This is a genomic window from Agrococcus terreus (genome assembly GCF_014645235.1).
Lineage (GTDB): Bacteria > Actinomycetota > Actinomycetes > Actinomycetales > Microbacteriaceae > Agrococcus > Agrococcus terreus.
Genome location: NZ_BMLM01000001.1, coordinates 1,860,939 through 1,885,478, shown reverse-complemented (window position 1 = coordinate 1,885,478; position 24,540 = coordinate 1,860,939). Strand labels below are relative to the sequence as shown.

The window sequence follows — 24,540 nt, the reverse complement described above, 5'->3', positions numbered from 1 at the left end:
CACTGACATCGCGAGCGGCCGCGCGAGGGGTGGTCTCGAGACGCGTGCCGCCTGCGGCGGCGCGCTCCTCGACCAGCGGGGAGCGGCGGCCGCGCATCTCGACAGCGCGCACGAAGAGGCGGAGGGCCGACCCCCTGACAGGTCGACCCTCCGCGGTCCAGCGCGATGTGCGGATCAGCCCATCGACGGCGGCATCAGCACCGAGTCGATGAGGTAGACCGTCGCGTTCGCGGTCTGCACGCCGCCGCAGAGCACGGTGGCGTCGTTCACCATGAGCGAGTCGCCCTCGCCCGTGACCTCGACGTCCTCGCCCTGCACCGTCGTGTGCATGCCGGCGATCGCGTCGGGCGCGACCTGGCCGGGCACCACGTGGTACGTGAGCACCGTCTCGAGCGTCTCGGCGCCCTCAGGCGTCTGCAGCAGCTCGAGCGTGTCGGCGGGGAGCGCCTCGAAGGCCTCGTCCACCGGCGCGAAGACGGTGAACTCGTCGCCGTTGAGCGTGTCGACGAGGTCGACGTCGGGGTTCAGCTGGCCCGACACCGCGGCGGTGAGCTGCGTGAGCATCGGGTTGTTCGAGGCCGCGACCGCCACCGGGTCCTGCGACATGCCGACGATGGATCCGGCGCCGTCCGGCACCTCCATGTCGTAGGCCTCGCAGGCGGAGCCCACGAGGTTCGCGTAGGCCGGGTCGTCCATCGCCGAGCCGGTCTCCATCGGCTCCGACGACTCCATCGTGTCGGTCGTGGGCTCGGTGCTCTCTTCGGCGGTCGTGCCACCCATCGAGCAGCCCGCCAGCACGAGCGTCGCCGCTCCGACGAGCACGAGCCCGGCCATCTTGGGGTTCTTCTTGGTGAGCATCGCTGCTCTCCCTTCCCTGGTGTTCGGTCCCGGCCCGTGCGAGCCGGTGTGTCATCGGGGCTTCGGAGCCTCCCAGGGGCCGGATTGCGCGGACCTGAGCCTTGGATGGGATTCCCAGGTTGCCCATCCGATCCGTCCCTCGCCCCGAACCTCCGACGACCAAGGGAGGCAGCGTGCTCGCGCTCATCGGACTGCTCGGCGGCTTCATCACCGGCATCTCGCCATGCATCATCCCCGTGCTGCCCGTCATCCTGTTTTCCGGCGGCATGCAGTCCGCGCGCGAGCAGCGGGCGGCGGCGGGGGATGCTCAGGACGGTGAGGAGGCGGGTGCGTCCACGGGCGCGGTCGCGACCGCGACCCGCAGGGAGACGGTGCGGAAGACGCGCACCGTCTCGCGCTGGCGCCCCTACTTCGTGATCGCGGGCATCGTCACCAGCTTCACGATCATGACGCTCGCCGGATCGCTCGTCCTCAGCCTCCTCGGTCTCCCGCAGGACGTGCTGCGCTGGGCGGGCATCGTCGTCCTCACCCTCATCGGCATCGGTCTCATGGTGCCGGCGGTGCAGCACCTGCTCGAGAAGCCGTTCGAGCGCTTCCCGCAGATGCGCACCGACCGGCTGCAGGGCTTCCCGCTCGGCCTCGCGCTCGGCGCCGTCTACGTGCCGTGCGCAGGCCCGGTGCTCGCCGCGATCACCGTCGCGGGCGCGACCGGGCAGATCGGCGCCGACACCGTGGTGCTCACCGTCTCGTTCGCGATCGGCGCGGCGCTGCCGCTGCTGTTCTTCGCGCTCGCCGGCCGCGGCCTCGCCGAGCGCATCGCCGCGTTCCGCCGCCGCCAGGGCGTCATCCGCGTCGTCTCGGGCGCGCTCATGATCCTGCTCGCGATCGGCCTCGTCTTCGACCTGCCCGCGCGGCTGCAGCGGCTCGTGCCCGACTACACCTCGGCCATCCAGGAGTCGATCGCCGGCAACGAGGACGTGCAGGAGGCCATCGCCATCGGCGGCCTCGAGAACGACGAGAACAAGGACCTCGACCTCTGCGACCCGGGTGCGACCGAGCTGCAGGAGTGCGGCACGGCCCCCAGCATCCGCGGCATCGACTCGTGGTTCAACACCGACGGCGACCAGCCGGTCGACCTCGCCGACCTCCGCGGCAAGGTCGTGCTCGTCGACTTCTGGGCCTACTCGTGCATCAACTGCCAGCGCTCCACGCCCCACATCAACGCCTGGTACGACGCGTACCGGGATGCGGGGCTCGAGGTGATCGGCGTGCACAGCCCCGAGTACGCGTTCGAGAAGGAGCGCCAGAACGTCATCGACGGCGCCGAGGCGCTCGGCATCGAGTACCCGGTCGCGATCGACAACTCGCTCTCGACCTGGACGAACTACCGCAACGCGTACTGGCCCGCCCGCTACCTCATCGACGCCGACGGCACCGTGCGCAACGTGCACTTCGGCGAGGGGCAGTACCAGGAGGGCGAGCAGATGATCCGCGAGCTGCTGCAGCAGGCGGATCCGGGCGTGCAGCTGCCCGCCGCCACCGAGACGAGCGACGAGACGCCGCTGAACGCCGACATCACGCCGGAGTCGTACCTCGGCACGACGAAGGTGCAGAACTTCGGCGGCGAGGAGCGCTACTCGGCGCAGGCCGAGGCGTTCGCCTACCCGGCGCAGCAGGCGGCCGACACGTTCGCGCTCGACGGCGACTGGCAGCTCGAGACGCAGTTCGCCACGCCACGCGGCGACGAGGCCCGCATCCGGCTGCAGTACCGCGGCCAGGAGGTGCGGATGGTGCTCGCCGGCACCGGCACGGTGGTCGCCGACATCGACGGCGAGCGCGTCGAGCTCGACGTGAGCGGCACGCCCCGCAGCTACCAGCTGCTCCGGGCGGATCAGAGCCAGGAGGGGACGATCGAGGTCACGGTGCCCGAGGGCGTCGAGGCCTACTCGTTCACCTTCGGATAGGCCCGGAGGGAACCGGGGAGGGCGGGGTCCGTGGTCACGACCGGACCCCGCTCATGGCGGCGCTAGAGTTGGCCCTCGGAGCGCCTCCTGCGGGTCGCCCTCCGGGGCGTAGCTCAGCTTGGCTAGAGCGCCCGCTTTGGGAGCGGGAGGTCGCAGGTTCGAATCCTGTCGCCCCGACCGGTGAGACGACTCCTCGCATCCGACCGGCCCGCGGCCGCTCTGGCGCGGTGCGCTCAGCCGTCCAGGCCGGCGATGAGCGCGAGCGAGCGGATGCGCGCGGGCTGCCGCCCCTCTGCCCGCAGGTTCCCGCCCGAGCGATCGAGCCGCCACCGCGCGTTCGCGAGGAGGTCGACGTAGAGGCCCCGCAGGTCTCTGTCCCCGATGCCGGCGACCGCGTCGTCGGCGCCGGCCATCACCGCGTCGACGGCCAGGGGCCCTCGGAAGCCCCAGTCATCGGCGATGCGCATCGACAGCGCCGACGGGCCGCGGGGGATGTCGTCGGGGCGCCCGTGGACGGTGAGCGCCGGACCGGGCTCGAGCGGGCCGCCGACGGCGGCGAGCAGTCGATCCGCGACATCGGGCGCGATGGCGTGCTCGGCCTCCGCGTACGGCTCGGTCACGAGCTCCGGGTCGAGCATCGCGATCATGGCCGAGATGCCTGCGCGGGAGCCCGCGAAGCCCGTCCCGGGGCTGCGCGGCTGATGACCAGCGGCAGCCAGCGACAGCTGCATCAGCGGGCTGATCGTCGTCATGTGCAGGCTGATGTGGCCCGCAGAGCCGTGGATGCCGTTGCGGTAGCCGAGGTAGACCAGCTCGCTCGCGCTGCCGGCGCGCGCATCGGCGCCGACCGACCTCGCGCCCGTGCACAGCTGAGCGTGCACCGCGTCGCGCACGACGCCCTCGGCTGCGCCGTCGGCGAGCCGGTCGAGCGGCTGCCAGTCCCAGTTCCCCTTGTGCAGCTCGGCGCCGACGCCGGTGAGGGCGAACGTGGACCGCAGCTGGCGGTGCGGTGCCAGCGGGCCGAAATCGTCGTAGAGGCCGAGCAGCGACGCGGCCCAGAGCGTCTGCGCCTCGTCGGGTGCCACAGGGCGCTCGACCTGCGACGGCGCCTCGGTGCGGATCGACCGCGCCTGCGCCAGGTGCATCGCGACGTCATGATCGGCAGCGGTCGCCGCCGTGCGGGGCGCCGTGTGGACGGAGATGGCGCCCTCGACGCCCATGGCCATCGCGGCGGCGAGCACGGCGCGCGAGTCCTGGCCACCCGAGAGGCTGAGCCGCGTGTGCCACCCGGGCACTCCTGGCAGGGCACCCAGCACCCGCGCCGCGTCGTCGGCGCTGCGGCGCAGGAGCTCGACGGTGCCGGCGGATCGGGCCGCCTCGACGCGCTCTGCCACACGCTCGCCCGTGAGGGCCCAGCGGAGCGAGGCACGACGCTGCCGCAGCCCGCGGCCCGCGGGGACGTAGTCGATGCCCTCGACGATCGTGTCGGGCGAGAGCTGCTGCGCGGCGACGGCGCTTCGCGCGGTGCGCGCCGCGGCCACCTCCACGTGCAGGCGGTTCCGCGCGCCCAGCGCGCTGCGGAGGGATGCGAGCACGAGCAGGGAATCGGACGCGGCGATGAGGCCGCGGAGGTGGGTGTGCGCGGTCCGCACGCTGCCGAACACGTCGCGATCGAGCCGCAGGCTCCCGTCCGACCAGTCGAGCGCGACGAACTCCCCGCTCGCGCTGCCGGGGTCGCCTCGCAGCCCAGCTGGCGCGGCTTTCCAGCCGTCGATCCCGAACACGATGGCGCCGTGCTCGGTCGCGACCGCGCTGCCGCGGAAGAAGCGCCGGTCCTCGATGCTGCGTTCGACGTCCTTGGCGACGATGACGAGGCGGGAGCGGCCCAGCTGCTCGACGTGGGTCTCCGACGGCGTGCTCCAGCGGCGCAGCCAGCGGTCGACCGCCGCATCGTGCTGCGCGGCGTGGACGATGACGAGATAGTTCGACATGCGGTGCGGCTCAGCGTCGCGAGCGCCGACGAGGAGCCGCGAGTCGGCCCGGGGCTGGGAGCTGGCCTCGACGTATGGCAGCGGGGCGGTGGGCTGGCGGCTGGTGCATGCGAAGTCTCCTGTCGTCATCACCGCCGAGCTCGAACGACGGCCGCCGACCAGACTTCCCGGCACACCGCGACCAGGGTACAAGCGACCCGTTGGACGTCGCGCACGCGTGGTCCGCGCCTGTGCGATCGGCGAGGATGAGTGGGTGACGGATCCGACCGACGCTCCCGTCGTCGTGCTCGACGGCGGGCTCTCGAACGCGCTCGCCGATCGTGGGCACGACCTGTCCGACGCGCTCTGGACGGCCAGGCTCCTGCGCGACGCGCCGGAGGAGATCGCCGCGGTGCACCGCGCGTACTTCGACGCGGGCGCGCACGTCGCCACGACGGCGAGCTACCAGGCGAGCGTCGTCGGCTTCGAGCGCGACGGCATGGCCCGGGTCGAGGCCGAGCGCCTCATCCGGAGGAGCGTGAGGATCGCCCGCGAGGTGCGCGACGAAGTCGAGGCGACCGCGGGAGACGGAGCGCCGCGGCTCGTCGCGGCCTCCGTCGGCCCGTACGGCGCGATCCTCGCCGACGGCTCCGAGTACCGCGGCCGCTACGGGCTCAGCCGGAGCGCGCTGCGCGACTTCCACGGGCCCCGCATGGAGCTGCTGGCGAGCGCCGGCCCCGACCTCCTCGCGATCGAGACGATCCCCGACCTCGACGAGGCTGCCGTGCTGCTCGACCTCGCCGAGGAGCTCGCGATGCCCGCCTGGCTCTCGTGCACGGTCGCGGGGGATCGGCTCCGCGACGGGCGCCCGGCGGTCGAGGCGTTCGCGCTCGCGGCGGGCAGGAGCGCCGTCGTCGCCGTGGGCGTCAACTGCTGCGCGCCGGGCGACGCGCTGCCCGCGGTGCGGTCGGCGGTCGCGGCGAGCGGCGCGCCTGCGGTCGTCTACCCCAACGCCGGCGAGACGTGGGACGCCGACGCGCGCCGGTGGCGCGGCGAGCCGGGCCTCGACGCGGCGCTCGCGGTCGGGTGGGCGGATGCCGGGGCGCAATTCATCGGCGGATGCTGCCGGGTGGGGCCCGACGACATCGCCGCGATCGCACGCCTGCTCGCCAGCCGATAGGTTCGCCCTGGCGGCGCGCCGACGCGCCGCGGGGAGCGAGGAGCACCGTGATCGAGGAGCGCTACGTCGCCGCCGAGGGCCGCTACGAGGCAGAGGGCGCTGTCTACCGCCGTGCGGGCCGCAGCGGCATCCGGCTGCCCGCCCTGTCGCTCGGCCTGTGGCAGAACTTCGGCGCCACGACCCCCGAGGACCGCCAGCGCGCGATCCTGCGCCGCGCCTTCGACCTCGGCATCACGCACTTCGACCTCGCGAACAACTACGGCCCGCCCTACGGCTCCGCAGAGGACGGCTTCGGCCGCCACCTCGCGCGCGACCTCGGCCGCTACCGCGACGAGCTCGTCATCTCGTCGAAGGCCGGCTACGACATGTGGCCCGGCCCCTACGGCGACGGCGGCTCGCGCAAGTACCTCTTCGCCTCGCTCGACCAGAGCCTGCGCCGCATGGGCCTCGACCACGTCGACGTGTTCTACCACCACCGGCCCGACCCCGAGACGCCCATCGAGGAGACGATGGGCGCCCTCGCAGACATCGTGCGCTCCGGCCGCGCCCGCTACGCCGCGATCTCGAACTACTCGCCGATCCAGACGGATGCGGCCGCCGCCGCGATCGCCGACGCCGGCGGCAGCCTGCTGCTCCACCAGCCCCGCTACTCGATGCTCGACCGGCACGTCGAGCACGGCCTGCTCGACACCGTGGGCCGCCTGGGCCTCGGCATGGTCGTGTTCTCGCCCCTCGCGCAGGGCCTCCTCACCGACCGCTACCTGCGGGGCGTGCCGGAGGGATCCCGGGCCACGCACTCGCGGTACCTCTCGGAGGGCGACATCACCGAGGCGAAGGTCGCGGTCGCCCGCGAGCTCGACGGCATCGCGCGCGAGCGCGGCCAGAGCCTCGCGCAGCTCGCCCTCGCCTGGGTGCTCCGCGACGAGCGCGTCACCTCCGCGATCGTCGGCGCGAGCAGCGTCGAGCAGCTCGAGGCGAACGTCGCGGCGCTCGCGGCGCCGCCGCTCGAGCAGGCAGAGCTCGACGCGATCGACGCGGCGCTCGCGAGGACCTGAGCCGCCGCCGAGGGCGCTCAGCCGCGCGGCCGCGCCCGCCGCTGCGCGACGAGCACGATCGTGACGCCGACCGCGGCGACCGCGAGCCCGACGATCCCGATCGGCGGCACGGGCACGCCGAACACGAGCAGCACCCACAGCATCGTCGTCGGCGGCGTCAGGTAGAGCAGCGTCGAGACGAAGGTCGCGCCGTGCGAGCGCGTCACGGTGACGTACAGGCCGTAGCCGCCGAGGCTCGCGAGCACCACGAGCCAGAGGATGGCGCCCCACACGTCGGGGGAGGTCGGCGGAGCGGCGACGCCGCGCAGCAGTGCGACCGCCATGAGCGCGCCGCCCGCGACGAGCGACTGCAGCGTGATCGTCTGCAGCAGGTCGTCGTCCGCGTGCCAGCGGCGCTGCAGCACCGTGCCGGTGCCGAGCGCGAGGACGCCCGCGAAGGGCACGAGGTACGCCCACCACGGCGCGTCGGTCGTGCCGATCCGGCCCGACACGACGAGCGCGACGCCGACGAGGCCGAGCGCCATGCCCAGCCACGTCCAGCGCGTCGCACGCTCGCCGAGGATGCGGCCGGCGACGGTCGCGACGAGCAGCGGCTGCAGCGCCGCGATGAGCGCCGCCGTGCCGCCGTCGACGCCGAACCGCACGCCCTCGAAGACCGCGAGCAGGTAGCAGGCCTGGCTCAGCAGGCCGATCGTGCCCTGGCGCAGCCAGCTCCGCGGGCCCGGCCACGGGCGGCGCAGCGCGAGCATGGCGGCGACGAGGATGCCCGCGAGCACGACGAACCGCCACGCGAGCACCGTGATCGGCTCGCCGTCGGCGCGGTGGGCGAGCTCGGCGCCCACGAACCCCGAGCTCCACGTGACGACGAGGCCCACCGAGGCGAGCGAGATCGCGGTGGGGCCGAGGCGGCCCGAGCGGGCGCCGGGCGCCTCACCGGGGGCGGGGGAGTCTGACATCGAGTCCGATCATGGCACCGCGTGGGTGCCCGTCGTGCGTGCCGCACGGATGCCGGGCGTGCGTACCGCACGGATGCGCGGCATGCAGGCCGCGCATCGTCGGGCCGGATCAGGTCTCGACGACGAGGATCGGGTCGGTCGTCGGCGCCTCGGAGCCGCCGTCGGGCTCCACGGTCACGCCGACCGCGGTGCCGGGCGTCAGCTCGCCGTCGAGCACGTAGGCCGTGCTGCCGCCCGCCGACGTGAACGTGCCGGCGCTGTGCGGGCCCGCCGCGTCGATGTACCAGGCCTGGTAGACCTGTCCGGCCGGGGCCGAGCCCAGGCCGTCGAACAGGATCGCCGAGCGACCCTCCTCGGCCGACCACACGACCGTCGCCACCGAGCCGTCGGCCATCTCGACCTCGGCGCGCTGCGCGTCCGTCGCCGCGACGATCGCGCCGACGGCCTCCGCCCGGTCGTCGCCGCCGTCGAGCTGGGTGCCGATCGCGATGCCGCCCGAGAGCAGCGCCGCCGCTGCCGCCACGCCCACGAGCGTGCGGAGCGGGCGCCAGCGCGCCTTGGCGCGGCGCTCGGCGGGGCCGGGCGCGGGCGCGGCGGCACCGCCGCCGGCCGCGCGGATCGGCTCGTCATCGTCCGCGTCGAGGGCGGGTGCAGGCGCCGGAGCGGGCCGCAGGGGCGTCACCGTCGCGTCCTCGGCCGGGAGCTGCGGCGTGCGGGCGATCGCGTCGAGCACGCTCGCGCGGAGGAACGGCGAGGGCGTCGCCTCGTCGCTCGAGAGGCGCGAGGCCGTCTCGGCGAGCGCGGTCGCCTCGGCGCGCGCCTCCGGCGACGCCTTCGCCTCGAAGAGCGCCCGCTCGTCGGCGTCGAGCGCGTCGAGCGCGTAGGCAGCTGCGAGCTCGTCGATCGCGCGCTGGTCGTCGATGCTCATGCCGTCACCCCCAGGATCCCTCGCAGGCGGATCATGCCGTCCCGCAGCCTCGTCTTCACCGTGCCGAGCGGCGTCCCCAGCCGCTCGGCGATCTCCGACTGCGTGTAGCCGCCGAAGTACGCCAGCTCGATCGCCTCGCGCTGCGCGTCCGGCAGCTCCTCGAGCGCCTGGCGGGCGCGCGCCGCGTCGAGCGAGATCTCGGCCCGCTCGGACACGTCGTCCACCGGGACGCCGAGGTCGCGCTCGCCGATGCGCCGGTCGCGGTCGCGCTGCGCCTGCGAGGCGCGCACGCGGTCGACGGCGCGGGCGTGCGCGATCTGCAGCAGCCAGCTGACGGCCGCCCCGCGCGTCGGGTCGAAGCGCTTCGCCTGCCGCCACGCCTCCAGGAAGACCTCCTGGGCGACTTCCTCCGCCTGCGCGCGATCGACCAGGATGCGCAGCACGAGGCCGAACACGCGCGACGAGGTCGCGTCGTACAGCTCCGCGAAGGCGCGCTGATCGCCACCCGCAGCGCGCACGAGGCACTGCTCGATGTCGATGTCCACGAAGCCCACTATCGCAGGCCCGCGGAGCAGGATCGCGGAGGTCATGCCGGTGGTTCGGCGCATGGTGCCGAACGGATTGGTCAGCACATGCCGCTGAGAGCATCCTGAGCATCGCGCGGGCCCGATTGGGGCGGCGCGGGAGCGGCAGGTAGAGTCGGGAGATGGTCCGCCCTCTCGCGGCGGATGCGGCGCGCCTGCGCGCCGCGGCGTGCGCCGTCCGAGGCGCGCGGGGGCGCGAGGCCCGCACATCGACGAATCCAGGAGACCATCCCGTGAAGACCACGGTCGAGAAGATCGAGAACACGCGCACGAAGCTCACCATCGCGGTCGAGCCCGAGGAGCTGCGGCCCGCGCTCGACGAGGCGTACAAGGCCGTCGCCGAGCAGATCAGCGTGCCCGGCTTCCGCAAGGGCAAGGTGCCGGCCGCGATCATCGACCAGCGCATCGGCCGCGAGGAGATCCTCAACCAGGCCGTCTCGTCGTCGATCGACGACTTCTACCGCCAGGGCGTCGCCGAGTCCGGCATCCGTCCCCTCGGCCGCCCGACGGCCGACGTGACCACCTGGCCCGAGCTCAAGGACTGGTCGGGCGAGCTCGTGCTCGAGATCGAGGTCGACGTCCGCCCCGACTTCGAGCTCCCCTCGCTCGAGGGCCGCACCATCACCGTCGACGCGATCGACGTCGACGAGGAGGCCGTCGCCAAGGAGCTCGACGAGCTCCGCGGCCGCTTCGGCACGCTCGTCACGGTCGACCGCCCCGCCGGCAAGGGCGACTTCGTGCAGCTCGACCTGACGGCCACGATCGACGGCGAGCCCGTCGACACCGCCAACGGCATCTCGTACGAGGTCGGCTCCGGCCAGCTCATCGACGGCATCGACGAGGCCGTCGAGTCGCTCACCGCGGGCGAGGAGACGACCTTCACCTCGACGCTCGTCGGCGGCGACCACGCCGGCAAGGACGCCGAGGTCACCGTGTCGGTGCAGTCGGTCAAGGAGCGCGAGCTCCCGGAGGCCGACGACGACTTCGCGCAGATGGCCAGCCAGTTCGACACCATCGACGAGCTGAAGGCCGACCTCGCCGAGTCGGTCGCCCGCTCGAGCCGCCTCGGCCAGGCCGAGCAGGCCCGCCAGCGCCTCCAGGACGAGCTCATCGAGGCCGTCGAGATCGAGGTGCCGAGCGCCGTCGTCGAGGACGAGGTCACCCGGCACCTCGAGGCCGAGAACCGTGCAGGCGACGAGGAGCACGGCGCCGAGGTGCGCGAGGAGACGCAGAAGCTGCTCAAGCAGCAGATGCTCTTCGACCGCTTCGCGGAGGAGGAGGGCCTGCAGGTCAGCCAGCAGGAGCTCACGCAGATCATCGTGCAGCAGGCCGCGCAGTACGGCATGGCCCCGCAGGAGCTCGTCAACGCGCTCGAGTCGAACGGCCAGCTGCCCGTGCTGCTCGCCGACATCCTCCGCGGCAAGACGCTCTCGACGCTCCTCGGTCGCGTGTCGGTCGTCGACGACAAGGGCGAGGCCGTCGACCTCTCGGACTTCCTCCCCAAGGAGGAGGCCGACGAGGACGACATCGAGGCCGCCGTGCGCGACGCCGAGGCGAAGCTCGCCGCGCAGCAGCAGCAGGACTGAGCCACCGCGCACATCCACGCGCGGAGGGGGTCGGGCATCGCGCCCGGCCCCCTTCGCTGTGCCCGGGACGGTGCCGCGGCACGGGCCTCCGCCTGCGGCGAACAGCGCCCCGGACGGCCCGGGCGCTCGCATAGGCTCGTGACGAATCCGAGAGAAGGAGGCCACCAGTGGCTGAACCCGTCTTCCCGCCGTCGGTCTTCGACCGGCTCCTGCGGGACCGCATCATCTGGCTCGGCGAGGAGGTTCGCGACGACAACGCGAACGAGATCTGCGCCAAGATCCTGCTGCTCGCCGCGGAGGATCCCAACAAGGACATCTACCTCTACATCAACTCGCCCGGCGGCTCGATCACGGCCGGCATGGCGATCTACGACACGATGCAGTTCGTGCCGAACGACATCGTCACGGTCGGCATCGGCATGGCCGCCTCGATGGGCCAGCTGCTGCTCACCGCAGGCACCGAGGGCAAGCGCTACATCACGCCGAACGCGCGCGTGCTGCTGCACCAGCCCCACGGCGGCTTCGGCGGCACGTCGAGCGACATCCAGACGCAGGCGCAGCTCATCCTCGACATGAAGAAGCGCCTCGCCGAGATCACGGCCTCGCGCACGGGCAAGTCGGTCGAGCAGGTCAACGCCGACGGCGACCGCGACCGCTGGTTCACGGCGCAGGAGGCGCTCGAGTACGGCTTCGTCGACCACGTCCGCGAGTCGGCCTCCGACGTCACCGGCGGCGGCGGCACCGACCAGGACGGCACCGCAGGAAAGGGTGGCAACTGATGGAGACCCCGACGTTCCAGGCGGGCGGCAGCGCCCTCCAGATGCCCGGCTCGCGCTACATCCTCCCGAGCTTCGAGGAGCGCACGGCCTACGGCTTCAAGCGCCAGGACCCGTACGCGAAGCTGTTCGAGGACCGCATCATCTTCCTCGGCGTGCAGGTCGACGACGCCTCGGCCGACGACATCATGGCCCAGCTCCTCGTGCTCGAGAGCCAGGACCCGGACCGCGACATCGTCATGTACATCAACTCGCCCGGCGGCTCGTTCACGGCCATGACGGCGATCTACGACACGATGCAGTACATCCGGCCCGCCGTGCAGACGGTGTGCCTCGGCCAGGCCGCGTCGGCTGCGGCCGTGCTGCTCGCCGCGGGCGAGCCCGGCAAGCGCCTCGCGCTGCCGAACGCCCGCATCCTCATCCACCAGCCGGCGACCTCGGACGCCGCGCGCGGCCAGGCCTCGGACATCGAGATCCAGGCGCGCGAGGTGCTGCGGATGCGCGGCTGGCTCGAGCAGACGCTCTCGGACCACTCGAAGAAGGACGTCGAGCAGGTGTCGAAGGACATCGAGCGCGACACCTTCCTCTCGGCGCAGGAGGCCCTCGAGTACGGCCTCATCGACCAGGTGCTCACGAGCCGCAAGTCGGCCCCGCAGCTGCTCGGCTGATCCGGCACGGCGAAGGCCCGGCACCCTCGGGTGCCGGGCCTTCCGCGTGCCGCAGCGCGGCGGGGGATGTTGCGCGCCGTCAGTCGCGGCGACGGGTGCGCGAGCCGCGGTTCACGGCGTAGGCGACGACCGCCAGCACGGCGAGCAGCGCGATGATCCCGACCGCGAGGAACGGGAAGCCGCCCTCGTCCTGGCCCTCGCCCTGGGCGTCGGCGGGCTCGTCGGTGGCGGCGCCGTCGTCGGAGGTCGCGGCCGGGGGAGCGGGCTCGGCCGCGGCGCTCGAGGCTGCCGGCGCCTCCTGCCCGCACACCGGGGCCTCGGCGAGGCCGGCGGGGCCCGCCTCGCCCTCGTAGGAGAAGGCGACCGTGCCGTCGACAGGGTGGCCGTCGGCCGAGACGACCTGGTAGGTGAGCGTGTAGTCGCCGGGCTCCCCGAGCTCGACGGGCATCGAGATCGTGTCGCCGTCGACGCTCGCGCAGCCGTCGCCGTAGAAGGCGCCCGCGGCATCCGTGACGACGATCGCGTTCGCGCTGTCGGCGCCCTCGACCGAGAGGATCTCCTCGTTCATCGTCACGCTCACCTCGCCGGGCTGGGACGCGAGGGCGTCGCCGTCGGCGGGGGTGGAGCCGATGACGGAGGCGTGGGCGGGGAGGAGCACCGCGACGAGGGCGGCGGCGAGGGCGAGCTGCATGCTCCAACGCTATCGAGCGACGCTGTGGCGAGCCCCTGCGCGTCGGGCGCCCGGCCGCGTCCGCTGCGGGCGATCCTGCCCGGATCGGCGTGCCCGGTGACGGTGTGGGCGCGACCGCCTAGGCTTCTGGCACGGGCGCGAGCGCGGCCGGCAACGTCAGGAGGGGCGACATGGCACGACTCGGAGAGAGCGGCGACCTGCTCAAGTGCTCCTTCTGCGGCAAGAGCCAGAAGCAGGTGCAGCAGCTCATCGCCGGTCCCGCGGTGTACATCTGCGACGAGTGCGTCGAGCTGTGCAACGAGATCATCGAGGAGCGGATGGCGGAGGCCGGCGAGGCCGCGCCGCAGGAGGGCTTCACCCTGCCGAAGCCGCGCGAGATCTTCGCGTTCCTCGAGGAGTACGTGGTCGGCCAGCAGAGCGCCAAGCGCTCGCTCGCCGTCGCCGTCTACAACCACTACAAGCGCGTCGCCGCCGTGCAGGCCCTCGAGCCGGCCGATCGCGCGGGCGACGGCGTCGAGATCCAGAAGTCGAACATCCTCATGGTCGGCCCGACGGGCTGCGGCAAGTCGTACCTCGCGTCGACGCTCGCGAAGCAGCTCAACGTGCCCTTCGCCGTGGCTGACGCCACGGCGCTCACGGAGGCCGGCTACGTCGGCGAGGACGTCGAGAACATCCTCCTCAAGCTCATCCAGGCCGCCGACTTCGACGTGAAGCGCGCCGAGACCGGCATCATCTTCATCGACGAGATCGACAAGGTGGCGCGCAAGGCCGAGAACCCGTCGATCACCCGCGACGTCTCGGGCGAGGGCGTGCAGCAGGCGCTGCTGAAGATCCTCGAGGGCACGGTCGCCTCGGTGCCGCCGCAGGGCGGGCGCAAGCACCCGAACTCCGAGTTCATCCAGATCGACACGTCGAACGTGCTGTTCATCGTCGCGGGCGCCTTCGCCGGCCTCGAGGACATCATCGCCAACCGCGCCGGCAAGCGCGGCATCGGCTTCGGCGCCCCCATCGCGTCGCTGAAGCCCGACCTCGACGTCTTCCAGGACGTGCTGCCGGAGGACCTCCACAAGTTCGGCCTCATCCCCGAGTTCATCGGGCGCCTCCCCGTGATCGCCACGGTGTCGCCGCTCGACCGCGCCGCGCTCGTCGAGATCCTCACCGAGCCGCGCAACGCGCTCGTGAAGCAGTACCAGCGCATCTTCGAGATCGACGGCGTCAAGCTCGACTTCGAGCCCGAGGCGCTCGAGGCGATCGCCGACCTCGCGGTCGAGCGCAAGACCGGCGCTCGCGGGCTCCGCGCGATCCTCGAGACGGTGCTCGCGCCGGTCATGTTCGAGGTGCCGTCGCGCGAGGGCGTCGAGCGCGTCATCGTGACGAAGGAGTCGGTCTCGGGCGTCGAGTCGCCCGTCGTCCTCACCGCCGACGACATCGAGGAGCTCTCCGCCTGACGCGCGCCGCGGATGCGGCGTCCCGAATTGCGCCGGGCGTGAGGTAAGGCTAGCCTTACCTGCGTGACCACCGGATCCACCCCCGCCCTGCGCGCGCAGGATGTGAGCCTCGACTACGGGCGCACCCGAATCGTGCACGAGGCGTCGATCGCCCTCGAGCCCGGCACCGTCACGGCGCTCGTCGGGCCCAACGGCTCCGGCAAGTCGACGCTGCTGCGCGGACTCACGGCCCTGCACCGCCCCGCCGGCGGCCAGGTGGTCTTCGCAGACGGCACCGACACGACGGGCCTCGGGGAGCGCGAGCTGGCCCGCCGCATCGCGCTGCTCGCGCAGTCGCACCCCGACCCCTCCGGCGTGAGCGTGCGCGAGGTCGTCGGCTACGGCCGCTTCGCCCACCGCGGCCGCTTCCGCGGCGCCGACGAGCGCGGCGACGCCGCCATCGACCGCGCCATGGCGGCCGCCGGCGTCGACGAGCTCGCCGACCGCTCCGTCTCGCAGCTCTCCGGCGGCCAGCGCCAGCGCGTCTGGCTCGCCACCTGCCTCGCGCAGGAGACCGGCATCGTGCTGCTCGACGAGCCCACCACCTACCTCGACCTGCGCTACCAGCTCGAGATCCTCGAGATCGTCCACGAGCTGGCCGCGCAGGGCGTCGCCGTCGGCATCGTGCTCCACGACCTCGAGCAGGCGGCCGAGGTCGCCGACCGCGTCGTCCTCCTCGTCGCCGGCCGCATCGTCGCCGCCGGCACGCCGCAGGACGTGCTCACCCCGCAGCGGCTCAGCGCCGCCTACGAGGTGCCCATCGACGTCGAGCCCGTCGCCGACGGCCTCCGCATCCGGCCCCGGCGCGTGCGCCGCGAGCCGGTCATCTCGCGCGCCGCCTGACGCGGCGAGCCCGCACCACGGTCCGGTCGCTCCGTCGCGCCCGGACGCCTATGGAAGGAATCCCCATGCCCAAGCGAACCCTGCTCGCCGGCGCCGCGGTCGTGACCGCGCTCGCGCTGGCGGCCTGCGGCACCACCGAGGCGCCCGCCGAGTCGGAGTCGGCTGCCCCCTCGAGCGAGGGCGTCACCGTGACCGACGCCCGCGGCCAGGAGGTCGAGCTGCCGGGCGGCATCGAGGACGTCGTCGCGCTCGAGTGGGTCGCCGTCGAGCACCTGCAGACCGTCGGCATCGAGCCCGTCGGCGTCGCCGACGTCGCCGGCTACGAGGACTGGGCCGGCACCGGCGCACCGCTGCAGGGCGAGCCGACCGACGTCGGCACCCGCACCGAGCCGTCGATCGACGCGATCGCGGGCCTCGCGCCCGACCTCATCGTCGCCGTCGCCGGCCGCGACGACGCCGCGTGGGCCGACCTCGAGGCGATCGCGCCGGTCGTCGTGCTCCAGGCCGCCGACGCCGCCGACCCGATCGGCACCATGGAGGACGACCTCCGCCTCGTCGGCGAGGCCACCGGCCGCCTCGACGCGGCCGAGACCGCGATCGCCGACTTCCAGGCGCACCTCGAGGAGGTCGCCGGCACGGTCGAGGAGGCCGGGCTCACCGGCACGCCGCTCGCCCACATGGACGGCTACGAGAACGGCGGCCAGGTCGAGATCCGCCCGTACGCCGAGGGCGCGCTGCTGCCCGCGGTCTTCGAGGAGATCGGCTTCGAGAACGCCTGGCCGGGCGAGGGCGACCCGCAGTACGGCCTCGGCATCACCGACGTCGAGGGTCTCACCGAGCTGCCCGACGATGCCCACATCGTCTACATGACGGTCGGCGAGCGCGACGTGTTCACCGAGGAGCTCACCACGAACGCGATCTGGACGGGCCTGCCCACGGTCGAGGCCGGCAACGTGCACCGCCTCCCCGACGGCATCTGGCTGTTCGGCGGCGTCGACTCGATGAGCGCCTACGCCGACGCGCTCGTCGCAGCACTCTCGCCCACGCCGTGACCCGCGTGCGACAGGGAGGGCCCGCGCTCGCCGCGGCCCTCCTCGTCGTGCTCGTCGTGCTGTCCGCGTGGCACATCACGCAGGGCACGACCCAGCTTGGCCTGCCGGAGCTGCTCGCGTGGCTCGGCGGCCACGGCGGGAACTCGGCGATCATCGTCGAGTCGCGCCTGCCGCGCATCGCCGCCGCCGTCGTCGTCGGCCTCGCGCTCGGTGCGGCCGGCTACGCGATGCAGACGCTCACGGGCAATCCGCTCGCCTCGCCCGACACCCTCGCGGTGAACGGCGGCGCCGGCGTCGCGATCGCGCTCGCGGCCGTGCTCGGCGTCTCGGTGCCGGGCCTCGGCGGCGCGGGCCTCGCCTTCATCGGCGGCCTCGCCGCCGCGCTGCTCGTCGTCGCGATCGGCCGCGGCCGCGGCTCGACGACGCAGATGGTCCTCGTCGGCACCGCGCTCGCGCTCGCGCTGCAGTCGGTCGTGACGGTCACGATCCTGCTCAACGAGCAGGAGACCGCGGGCCTCTTCGCCTGGGGCGTGGGACGCCTCTCGCAGAACGGCATCGGCACGGTCGTGCAGGTGCTCCCGATCGTCGTCGTCGGCTTCGTCGTGCTCCTGCTGCTGGGACGCAGGCTCGACGTGCTCGCCCTGGGCGAGGATGTCGCGACGACCCTCGGGGTCGGCGTCGCGAGGCTCCGCCTCGGGACCCTGGTGGCGTCCGTCGCGCTCGCGGCATCCGCGGTCGCGATCGCCGGCCCCATCGGCTTCGTCGGGCTCGCCGCCCCCATTGTGATCCGGCTCGCGACCGCGCGCATGCGCGGCACGACCCGGCACGTGGCGGCGATCCCGCTCGCCGCGCTCGCCGGCGCGGTGCTCGTCGTCGGCTCCGACGTGCTGCTGCGCGCCGCGCTCGGGGGCGTCGGCGCGCTCGACGTGCCCACGGGCGTCGTCACGAGCCTCGTCGGCGCGGTCTGCATCGTCATCCTCGCGCGCACCCTCGCGGGCGCGAACGAGACGGAGACGATGACGGTGCTGGGCGTGCGGACGCTCGTGCGGCGCCCCTGGCCGCCGATCGCGGTCGGCGCGGTGCTGCTGCTCGCGCTCGCGGTCGCGGCCGTGCTGCTCGGCGACCGGATGCTGCTGCTCGGCGACGTCGCGAACTGGCTCGCCGGCCGCGCCGGCGACGCCGTGCGGGCGACGCTCGACACGCGCACGCCGCGCGTCGTCGCCGCGGTGCTCGCGGGCATCGCGCTCGCGATCGCCGGGGCGCTCGTGCAGGCCGTGGCGCGCAACGCGCTCGCGGAGCCCTACCTGCTGGGCGTCTCGGGCGGCGCGGGCGTGGGCGCCGTCGCGATGATCACGATCGCCCCGGCCGCCGCGGGCTGGGCCGTGGCGGGCAGCGCCCTCGCGGGCGGCGCCGTCGCCGGGCTCGCGGTGCTGTGGCTCGTCGGCCCGAAGCGGCTCGGCACGCTGCGGCTCGTGCTCACGGGCCTCGCGCTGTCTGCCGCGACGGCGGCGATCACGAGCCTCCTCATCGTCGTGACGGATCCGTGGAACCGCGCGAAGGCGATCGTCTGGCTCGCGGGCTCCACCTACGGCCGCGGCTTCGAGGACGTCGTGCCGGTCGCCGTCGCGATCGTCGTCGCCGTGCTCGCGCTCGTGTGGATGCACCGCGACCTCGACCTCGCCCAGCTCGACGAGTCGACGCCGCGCCTGCTGGGCGTGCGCCTGCAGCCGGTGCAGGCGATCTCCCTCGCGCTGGCGATCGCGCTGACCGCGACCGCGGTCGCCGCGATCGGCGTCGTGGCGTTCGTGGGGCTCGTCGCGCCGCACGCGGCGCGCGCGATCGTCGGGGCGCGGCACCGGGCGCTGCTGCCGCTGGCGGCGCTGCTCGGCGGCTCGCTCACCCTGCTCGCCGACACGCTGGGCCGCACGCTCATCGCCCCGGCGCAGCTGCCGGCCGGCGTGATGACGGCGCTCGTCGGCATCCCGTACTTCATCTGGCTCGTGCTGCAGGCGGGTCGCGCCCGCTGACGCGGCGTTCGGAGACGACGGAGGCCGGGAGCGATCGCTCCCGGCCTCCGTCGTCCGTCGCTACTCGGCGCCCGTGAGGCCCCGGCGCTCGAGCAGCGGCTGCAGCTCGGCGTCGCGGCCGCGGAAGTCGCGGTACGCCTCCAGCGGGTCCTTCGAGCCGCCGACGCCCAGCAGCCGCTCGCGGAAGCGCTGCCCGGCCTCGCGGATCGACGGCTGCTGCTTGAACCACTCGACCGTGTCGGCGTCCATGACCTCCGACCAGATGTACGAGTAGTAGCCGGCCGAGTAGCCGCCCGAGAAGACGTGCTGGAAGTAGCCGGTGGAGTAGCGGGTGGGCACGGTGTCGATGAGGAGCCCGACCCGCTCGAGCGCCTCGCGCTCGAAGGCGGCGACGTCGGCCACCTCGTCGCCCGCGGTGCGAGCGTGCCACGCCTGGTCCAGGAGCGCCGCGGCGAGGTACTCGCTCGTGTCGTGGCCCTGGTTGAACGACTCGGATGCCTGGAGGCGCTCGATGGCGTCGGCGGGCAGCGGCTCGCCGGTCTCGATGTGGCGGGCGTAGTGCTCGACGATGCCGGGCCACAGCATCCACATCTCGTTCACCTGGCTCGGGAACTCGACGAAGTCGCGGTACACGTTCGTGCCGCCGAGCGAGGGGTAGGTGACCTGCGCGAACAGGCCGTGCAGCGCGTGCCCGAACTCGTGGAAGAGCGTGTTCGTCTCGTCGAACGTGAGCAGCGTGGGCGTGCCGGCCGGAGGCTTCGGCACGTTGAGGTTGTTCATCACGACCGTCGGGTCGCCGAGCAGGCGGTTCTGCTGCACGAGCGAGTTCATCCACGCGCCGCCGCGCTTCGAGTCGCGCGTGTAGAGGTCGAGCAGGTAGAGGCCCACCTCGCCGCCGTCCTCGTCGCGCACCTCGAACACGCGCACGTCGGGGTGGTAGCCGACCAGGTCGGTGCGCTCCTCGAAGGTGACGCCGTAGACCTGCGTGGCGGCGTGGAAGACGCCGTCGACGAGCACGCGCTCGGCCTCGAAGTAGGGCCGGAGGGCCGCGGTGTCGACGTCGTAGCGCGCGGTGCGCTCCTTCTCGGTCCAGTAGTCCCAGTCCCAGGCGGCGAGCTCGTAGCCCTCGCCGGCGGCATCGATCTGCGCCTGCAGGGCCCGCGCCTCGGCGGCGGCGTTGGCGGCCGCGGGCTTCGCGAGCCGCTCGAGCATCGCGAGCACGCGCTCCGGGTCGCCCGCGGTCTCGTCGGCGGTGATCGCGTGCGCGTGGGTGCGGAAGCCGAGCAGCGCCGCGCGCTCGGCGCGCAGGGCGGTGAGCTCGAGCACCGTCGCGCGGTTGTCGTGCTCGTTGCCGCGCGTGCCGCGCGCGAGCGAGGCCTCGAGGATGCGGCGGCGGAGGCCGCGGTCGGTGAGCGAGGCGAGCCACGGGTGGCCCGAGAAGAGCGGCAGGGTGACGAGGTGCTTGCCCTCAAGCCCGCGGTCGGCAGCCGCCTGCGCCGCCGCCGAGATCTCGCCGTCGGAGAGGCCGTCGAGCTCGGCGACGTCGCCGACGACGACCGCGAGGTCGTTCGTGTCGGCCTGCAAGTGCTTGTCGAAGCGCGTGGTGAGCGTCGCGATCTGCTGGTTGAGGTCCTTGAGGCGCTCGCGCGAGGCGTCGTCGAGGCCGGCGCCCGCGACGGTCATCTCGGTGTGGCGGCGCTCCACGAGGTAGCGCTGCTCGTCGGTCCAGGAGGCGTCGGCGCCCTCGTGGAGCGCGGCGACGCGGGCGTAGAGGCGAGGGTCGAGCACGATCGAGTCGAAGTGCGCGGCGAAGCGCGGCGCGTAGCGCTCCTCGAGCTCCTCGAGGAACGGGGTCGAGTCGGTCGAGGTCATGCTCCAGAAGACGTGGGCGACGCGCGAGAGCACCTGGCCGCTGCGCTCGAGCGGCTCGATCGTGTTCTCGAACGTGGGCGCGGCCTCCTGCTCGACGATCGCGCGCAGCTCCTCGGCCTGCTCGGCGAAGCCGGCCTCGAGGGCCTCCTCGTAGTGCTCCTCGCGGATGTCGGCGAAGGGCGGCAGCTGGTACGGGAGCGTGCTCGGCACGAGGAAGGGGTTCGTCATGGCACCACCCTAGGCGCGCCCGCGGGGCGCCGGCCGGGCGGCGGCCGCGCGCCGCGGCGGTCGTAGGATGCGGCCATGACCGCCGCCACCTACTCGCACGGCCACCACGCGAGCGTCGTCGGCGCGCACGCGGCGCGCACGGTCGCGAACTCGGCCGCCTACCTCTCGCCGCTCGTGGAGCCGGGCATGCGCATCCTCGACGTCGGCTGCGGCCCGGGCTCGATCACGATCGACCTCGCGCGGCGGGTGGGGGAGCGCGGCCTCGTGGTGGGCATCGATGCGAGCGCGGAGGTGGTCGAGACCGCGCGCGCCGCGGCCGCGGAGGCGCGGGTCGCCAACGTCGAGTTCCACGTCGGCGACGCGTACGCCCCCACGCCCGGCGAGCGCTGGGACGTCGTGCACGCCCACCAGGTGCTGCAGCACCTCGGCGAGCCGGTGGCGGCGCTCGCCGCCTGGCGCGCGGTGGGCGACCTCGTGGCGGCGCGCGACGTCGTCTACTCGGCCACGACCATCCATCCCCTCACGCCGCCGCTCGCGCGCTGGCGGGAGATCATGGTCGCGCTCCAGGCGGCGAACGGCGGCGACGGCGACGCCGGTGCGCGGCTGAAGTCGTGGGCGCGCGCCGCGGGCTTCGCGAGCGTCGAGACCGACGTGGAGACCTGGTGCTTCGAGTCGCCGGGCGGGCGGGCGTTCTGGGGCGGCCAGTGGGTGGAGCGGGCGCTGCACTCGGCGTTCGCCGACGGCACAGAGCGGCACGGCCTGGCCGACGCCGCCGAGCGGCAGGCGATCTCGGATGCTTGGGCCGCGTGGCGCGACGACGAGGACGGCTGGATGGCGATGCTGCACGGCTGGATCCTCGCCCGCAGCTAGCGCGTGGAGGCCCCCAGGCATCGCGCCTGGGGGCCTCATGTCGTCCTGCGGAGGGAGCCGGGCTCAGTCCTCGCGGGTCACGACGACGTCGTCGCCGTCGAGCCGGATGGTCGTGCCGTCGTCGAGCTCGACGACCGGCAGGCCCTCGAGCCACGTGAGCGTCCAGCGCCACGACGCGGTGTCGGCGCCGAGCTCGACGAGCGTGCGCTCCTCGTCGTCGATGGCGGCGCGCATCGCCACCGGCACCGAGGCCGGGGCCTCGCCGCCGACGGGCCAGCGCGTGCCGATCTGCATCAGGCCTCCTCGAGCACGATGTCGCGCACGACGAGCTCCTCGGCGTCCTCGATGCGGAGGTCGCGGATGCGGCCCACGGCGCGGAGGTCCTCGGCGGCCCCCTCGATGTGCTCGCGGTGCGCGGCCGGCACGCCGATGACCGCGGAGGCGACGGGCGTCTTCTGGCTGGCCTTCGCGTCCGTCTTGGCGCGGCGGATGCCGATGAGCGCCTGGCCGACGGTGCCGAGCATGCCGGTGGAGCCGTGCTCGGCGCCGAGGTCGTCGGGCGTCGGCCACGCGGCGGCGTGGATCGAGCCCTCGTGCGACCACGACCACACCTCCTCGGTGGCGAAGGGCAGGAACGGCGCGAGCAGGCGCAGCTGCACGTCGATGGCGGTGCGGAGCGCCGCGATCGCGGAGCCGCGGCCCTCGGCGTCGCCCGAGTAGGCGCGCTCCTTGACGAGCTCGAGGTAGTCGTCGCAGAAGGTCCAGAAGAACGCCTCGGTCGCCTCGAGCGCCTTCGCGTGGTCGTAGCCCTCGAAGGAGCGGGTGGCGACGCGCACGACGTCGGCGAGCTCGGCGAGCATCTCGGCGTCGAGCGGCTGCGTCACGGCGCCCGGCTCGCCCTCCATCGACAGCACGAAGCGGGCGGCGTTCAGCACCTTCATCGCGAGGCGGCGGCCGATCTTCACCATCTTCGGGTTCTGCGGGTCGAGCGTCGCGTCGGCGCCGAGGCGCGACGACGCGGCCCAGTAGCGCACGCCGTCCGAGCCGTGCTCGTCGAGCATGCCCTGCGGGGTGACGACGTTGCCCTTCGACTTCGACATCTTCTTGCGGTCGGGGTCGAGGATCCAGCCGGAGATGCCCGCGTGCGCCCACGGCGCGCGGCCGTCCTCGAACGCCGAGCGGAGCAGCGTCGAGAAGAGCCAGGTGCGGATGATGTCCTGGCCCTGGGGGCGCAGGTCGAACGGCGCGAGCAGCGACCACAGGTCCTGCCCGTCGGCCCAGCGGCCCGCGAGCTGCGGCGTGAGCGACGAGGTGGCCCACGTGTCCATGACGTCGACCTCGCCGGCGAAGCCGCCGGGGGCGCCGCGCTGCGACTCGTCGTAGCCGTCGGGCACGTCGCTCGAGGGGTCGAGCGGCAGCTGGTCGATGCGCGGCAGCAGCACCTGCGCGTGGTCGGGCTGGCCCTCCTCGTCGAGCGCGTACCAGACGGGGATCGGCACGCCGAAGAAGCGCTGGCGCGAGATGAGCCAGTCGCCGTTGAGGCCGTTCACCCAGTTCTCGTAGCGGGTGCGCATGTGCTCGGGGTGCCACTCGATCTGCCGGCCGAGCTCCACGAGGCGCTCGCGGAGGTCGCCGTCGCGGCCGCCGTTGCGGATGTACCACTGGCGGGTCGAGACGATCTCGAGCGGCTTGTCGCCCTTCTCGAAGAACTTCACCGGGTGCGTGATCGTGCGGGGCTCGCCGATGACGCGGCCGGCCTCCTGCAGCAGCTCCAGCATCGCCTTCTTGGCGCTGAACACGGTCTTGCCCGCGAGCTCGGCGTAGGCGGCCTGCGCGGCCTCGCTCGCGAGGGCCTCCGGCGCCTCCGCCTGGAAGCGGCCGTCGAAGCCGATCACCGAGCGGTTCGGCAGGTCGAGCTCGCGCCACCACGTCACGTCGGTGACGTCGCCGAACGTGCAGATCATCGCCACGCCCGTGCCCTTGTCGATCTGGGCGAGCTCGTGCGCCACGAAGGGCACCTCGACACCGAACACCGGCGTCGTCACGGTGGTGCCGAACAGGTGGCGGTAGCGCTCGTCGTCGGGATGCGCGACGACGGCCACGCACGACGGCAGCAGCTCGGGGCGCGTCGTGTCGATGCGCAGGTCGCCGTCCTGGCTCGTGAAGAGCAGCGTGCTGTAGGCGCCGGGCTGCTCGCGGTCCTCGAGCTCGGCCTGGGCCACGGCGGTGCGGAACGTGACGTCCCACAGCGTGGGCGCATCCGCCTGGTACGCCTCGCCGCGCTCGAGGTTGCGGAGGAAGGCGAGCTGCGAGGTGCGGCGCGCGTCGTCCGAGATCGTGCGGTACGTCTGCGACCAGTCGACCGAGAGGCCGAGCGAGCGCCACAGGTGCTCGAACTTCTCCTCGTCCTCCTCGGTGAGGCGCTCGCAGAGCTCGATGAAGTTGCGGCGCGAGACGGGCACCTGGTCGGCGGCCTTCGCGCTCTTGCCCTCGCCGCCCTCCTGCGGGGGCGTGAACTGCGGGTCGTAGGGGAGCGTCGGGTCGACGCGCACGCCGTAGTAGTTCTGCACGCGGCGCTCGGTGGGGAGGCCGTTGTCGTCCCAGCCCATCGGGTAGAAGACGTGCTTGCCGCGCATGCGCTGGAAGCGGGCGACGACGTCGGTGTGCGTGTAGGAGAAGACGTGGCCGATGTGCAGCGAGCCGGAGGCGGTGGGCGGGGGCGTGTCGATCGAGTAGATCTCGTCGCGGGTGCGGCCCGCGGCGTCGAACCGGTACGTGCCGTCCTGCTCCCAGCGGGCGCCCCACTTCTCCTCGAGTCCTTCGAGGGCGGGCTTCTCGGGCATGGCGCTCATGGCGTCTCGCTTCCCTGTGCGCGGCATCGCGTCAGAGCCGGGCTGTCCGGCTGATGCCTGGTTGTCGTCAGGCCAGTGTAGGCGCCCGGCCGC

Annotated in this window: 20 protein-coding genes and 1 tRNA gene; 12 read left to right on the top strand and 9 right to left on the bottom strand. The window is 73.4% G+C overall.

Going from position 1 to position 24,540, the window contains the following annotated elements; all coding sequences use genetic code 11:
* Positions 1–174: 174 nt before the first annotated feature.
* Entirely contained in the window at positions 175–858 is a 684-nt protein-coding gene (locus IEW90_RS09130; RefSeq protein ID WP_188717828.1) for a fasciclin domain-containing protein, read from the bottom strand.
* A 173-nt stretch (positions 859–1,031) separates the two neighbouring features.
* Between IEW90_RS09130 and IEW90_RS09125 the strand changes: the two genes are divergently transcribed.
* Complete coding sequence (locus IEW90_RS09125) at positions 1,032–2,822, top strand: cytochrome c biogenesis protein DipZ (protein WP_229679574.1); 1,791 nt, start codon at positions 1,032–1,034, stop codon at positions 2,820–2,822.
* Positions 2,823–2,924: 102 nt separating this feature from the next.
* Positions 2,925–2,999, top strand: a tRNA-Pro gene (locus IEW90_RS09120).
* 56 nt (positions 3,000–3,055) lie between these two features.
* On the opposite strand, the gene IEW90_RS09115 is transcribed toward IEW90_RS09120, so the two are convergent.
* Positions 3,056–4,813 carry a hypothetical protein gene (locus IEW90_RS09115; protein WP_188717827.1) on the bottom strand — a complete coding sequence of 586 codons (1,758 nt, stop codon included), beginning with the start codon at positions 4,811–4,813 and terminating at the stop codon, positions 3,056–3,058.
* A 253-nt stretch (positions 4,814–5,066) separates the two neighbouring features.
* Here IEW90_RS09115 and mmuM point away from each other — a divergent pair, with 253 nt between their 5' ends.
* The gene (mmuM, locus tag IEW90_RS09110; RefSeq protein WP_229679573.1) at positions 5,067–5,972 is read left to right on the top strand and encodes a homocysteine S-methyltransferase; all 906 of its coding nucleotides are present in this window, start codon (positions 5,067–5,069) and stop codon (positions 5,970–5,972) included.
* A 47-nt stretch (positions 5,973–6,019) separates the two neighbouring features.
* The gene (locus tag IEW90_RS09105; protein WP_308421871.1) at positions 6,020–7,027 is read left to right on the top strand and encodes an aldo/keto reductase; all 1,008 of its coding nucleotides are present in this window, start codon (positions 6,020–6,022) and stop codon (positions 7,025–7,027) included.
* 17 nt (positions 7,028–7,044) lie between these two features.
* Here IEW90_RS09105 and IEW90_RS09100 read toward each other — a convergent pair whose 3' ends face one another.
* From IEW90_RS09100 to sigK, 3 genes are all read right to left on the bottom strand, one after another.
* On the bottom strand, positions 7,045–7,983 hold the full coding sequence (locus IEW90_RS09100; protein WP_188717824.1) for a DMT family transporter: 939 nt from the start codon (positions 7,981–7,983) through the stop codon (positions 7,045–7,047).
* A gap of 109 nt (positions 7,984–8,092) precedes the next feature.
* On the bottom strand, positions 8,093–8,911 hold the full coding sequence (locus IEW90_RS09095; RefSeq protein ID WP_188717823.1) for an anti-sigma factor: 819 nt from the start codon (positions 8,909–8,911) through the stop codon (positions 8,093–8,095).
* Positions 8,908–9,456, bottom strand: a complete 549-nt coding sequence (gene sigK, locus IEW90_RS09090) for an ECF RNA polymerase sigma factor SigK (protein ID WP_373284744.1) — start codon at positions 9,454–9,456, stop codon at positions 8,908–8,910. Before sigK ends, IEW90_RS09095 begins: the two co-directional genes overlap by 4 nt.
* Before the next feature lie 272 nt (positions 9,457–9,728).
* Between sigK and tig the strand changes: the two genes are divergently transcribed.
* The 3 genes from tig (at position 9,729) to IEW90_RS09075 (ending at position 12,525) form a co-directional block, all read left to right on the top strand.
* Positions 9,729–11,081: a trigger factor gene (gene tig / locus IEW90_RS09085; protein ID WP_188717822.1), complete on the top strand. Its 1,353-nt coding sequence runs from the start codon at positions 9,729–9,731 to the stop codon at positions 11,079–11,081.
* Between the two features lie 167 nt (positions 11,082–11,248).
* Positions 11,249–11,860, top strand: coding sequence for an ATP-dependent Clp protease proteolytic subunit (locus IEW90_RS09080; RefSeq protein ID WP_188717821.1), 612 nt, complete (start codon positions 11,249–11,251; stop codon positions 11,858–11,860).
* A complete protein-coding gene (locus tag IEW90_RS09075) occupies positions 11,860–12,525 on the top strand; it encodes an ATP-dependent Clp protease proteolytic subunit (protein WP_188717820.1) in 666 nt (221 codons plus the stop codon). The genes IEW90_RS09080 and IEW90_RS09075 overlap by 1 nt, the downstream gene beginning before the upstream one ends.
* Positions 12,526–12,604: 79 nt before the next feature.
* On the opposite strand, the gene IEW90_RS09070 is transcribed toward IEW90_RS09075, so the two are convergent.
* Positions 12,605–13,216 (bottom strand): copper resistance CopC family protein, encoded by a 612-nt coding sequence (locus IEW90_RS09070; RefSeq protein ID WP_188717819.1) that lies wholly within the window; start codon positions 13,214–13,216, stop codon positions 12,605–12,607.
* A 170-nt stretch (positions 13,217–13,386) separates the two neighbouring features.
* Here IEW90_RS09070 and clpX point away from each other — a divergent pair, with 170 nt between their 5' ends.
* The 4 genes from clpX to IEW90_RS09050 all read left to right on the top strand — a co-directional run bounded on the left by clpX (position 13,387) and on the right by IEW90_RS09050 (position 18,625).
* Complete coding sequence (clpX, locus tag IEW90_RS09065) at positions 13,387–14,664, top strand: ATP-dependent Clp protease ATP-binding subunit ClpX (protein WP_188717818.1); 1,278 nt, start codon at positions 13,387–13,389, stop codon at positions 14,662–14,664.
* Between the two features lie 63 nt (positions 14,665–14,727).
* Positions 14,728–15,546 (top strand): ABC transporter ATP-binding protein, encoded by an 819-nt coding sequence (locus tag IEW90_RS09060; RefSeq protein ID WP_229679572.1) that lies wholly within the window; start codon positions 14,728–14,730, stop codon positions 15,544–15,546.
* A gap of 65 nt (positions 15,547–15,611) precedes the next feature.
* Positions 15,612–16,598 (top strand): ABC transporter substrate-binding protein, encoded by a 987-nt coding sequence (locus IEW90_RS09055; RefSeq protein WP_188717817.1) that lies wholly within the window; start codon positions 15,612–15,614, stop codon positions 16,596–16,598.
* On the top strand, positions 16,595–18,625 hold the full coding sequence (locus IEW90_RS09050) for an iron ABC transporter permease (RefSeq protein ID WP_188717816.1): 2,031 nt from the start codon (positions 16,595–16,597) through the stop codon (positions 18,623–18,625). Before IEW90_RS09055 ends, IEW90_RS09050 begins: the two co-directional genes overlap by 4 nt.
* A 60-nt stretch (positions 18,626–18,685) precedes the next feature.
* Here IEW90_RS09050 and IEW90_RS09045 read toward each other — a convergent pair whose 3' ends face one another.
* Complete coding sequence (locus tag IEW90_RS09045) at positions 18,686–20,725, bottom strand: M3 family metallopeptidase (protein ID WP_188717815.1); 2,040 nt, start codon at positions 20,723–20,725, stop codon at positions 18,686–18,688.
* 75 nt (positions 20,726–20,800) lie between these two features.
* On the opposite strand from IEW90_RS09045, the gene IEW90_RS09040 reads away from it, so the two are divergent.
* Entirely contained in the window at positions 20,801–21,595 is a 795-nt protein-coding gene (locus tag IEW90_RS09040) for a methyltransferase domain-containing protein (RefSeq protein ID WP_188717814.1), read from the top strand.
* Between the two features lie 63 nt (positions 21,596–21,658).
* Here IEW90_RS09040 and IEW90_RS09035 read toward each other — a convergent pair whose 3' ends face one another.
* Together IEW90_RS09035 and valS are read right to left on the bottom strand one after the other, a co-directional pair.
* Entirely contained in the window at positions 21,659–21,889 is a 231-nt protein-coding gene (locus IEW90_RS09035; protein WP_188717813.1) for a hypothetical protein, read from the bottom strand.
* On the bottom strand, positions 21,889–24,447 hold the full coding sequence (valS, locus tag IEW90_RS09030; RefSeq protein ID WP_188717812.1) for a valine--tRNA ligase: 2,559 nt from the start codon (positions 24,445–24,447) through the stop codon (positions 21,889–21,891). Before valS ends, IEW90_RS09035 begins: the two co-directional genes overlap by 1 nt.
* Positions 24,448–24,540 lie beyond the last annotated feature (93 nt).

Excerpts from the sequence above, each read along its gene's own strand:
- clpX (WP_188717818.1), top strand. The coding sequence starts at position 13,387 with ATGGCACGACTCGGAGAGAGCGGCGACCTGCTCAAGTGCTCCTTCTGC.
- IEW90_RS09070 (WP_188717819.1), bottom strand. The coding sequence starts at position 13,216 with ATGCAGCTCGCCCTCGCCGCCGCCCTCGTCGCGGTGCTCCTCCCCGCC.
- IEW90_RS09040 (WP_188717814.1), top strand. The coding sequence starts at position 20,801 with ATGACCGCCGCCACCTACTCGCACGGCCACCACGCGAGCGTCGTCGGC.
- IEW90_RS09075 (WP_188717820.1), top strand. The coding sequence starts at position 11,860 with ATGGAGACCCCGACGTTCCAGGCGGGCGGCAGCGCCCTCCAGATGCCC.
- IEW90_RS09055 (WP_188717817.1), top strand. The coding sequence starts at position 15,612 with ATGCCCAAGCGAACCCTGCTCGCCGGCGCCGCGGTCGTGACCGCGCTC.
- IEW90_RS09095 (WP_188717823.1), bottom strand. The coding sequence starts at position 8,911 with ATGAGCATCGACGACCAGCGCGCGATCGACGAGCTCGCAGCTGCCTAC.
- IEW90_RS09115 (WP_188717827.1), bottom strand. The coding sequence starts at position 4,813 with ATGTCGAACTATCTCGTCATCGTCCACGCCGCGCAGCACGATGCGGCG.
- IEW90_RS09100 (WP_188717824.1), bottom strand. The coding sequence starts at position 7,983 with ATGTCAGACTCCCCCGCCCCCGGTGAGGCGCCCGGCGCCCGCTCGGGC.
- IEW90_RS09045 (WP_188717815.1), bottom strand. The coding sequence starts at position 20,725 with ATGACGAACCCCTTCCTCGTGCCGAGCACGCTCCCGTACCAGCTGCCG.
- valS (WP_188717812.1), bottom strand. The coding sequence starts at position 24,447 with ATGAGCGCCATGCCCGAGAAGCCCGCCCTCGAAGGACTCGAGGAGAAG.
- IEW90_RS09035 (WP_188717813.1), bottom strand. The coding sequence starts at position 21,889 with ATGCAGATCGGCACGCGCTGGCCCGTCGGCGGCGAGGCCCCGGCCTCG.
- IEW90_RS09130 (WP_188717828.1), bottom strand. The coding sequence starts at position 858 with ATGCTCACCAAGAAGAACCCCAAGATGGCCGGGCTCGTGCTCGTCGGA.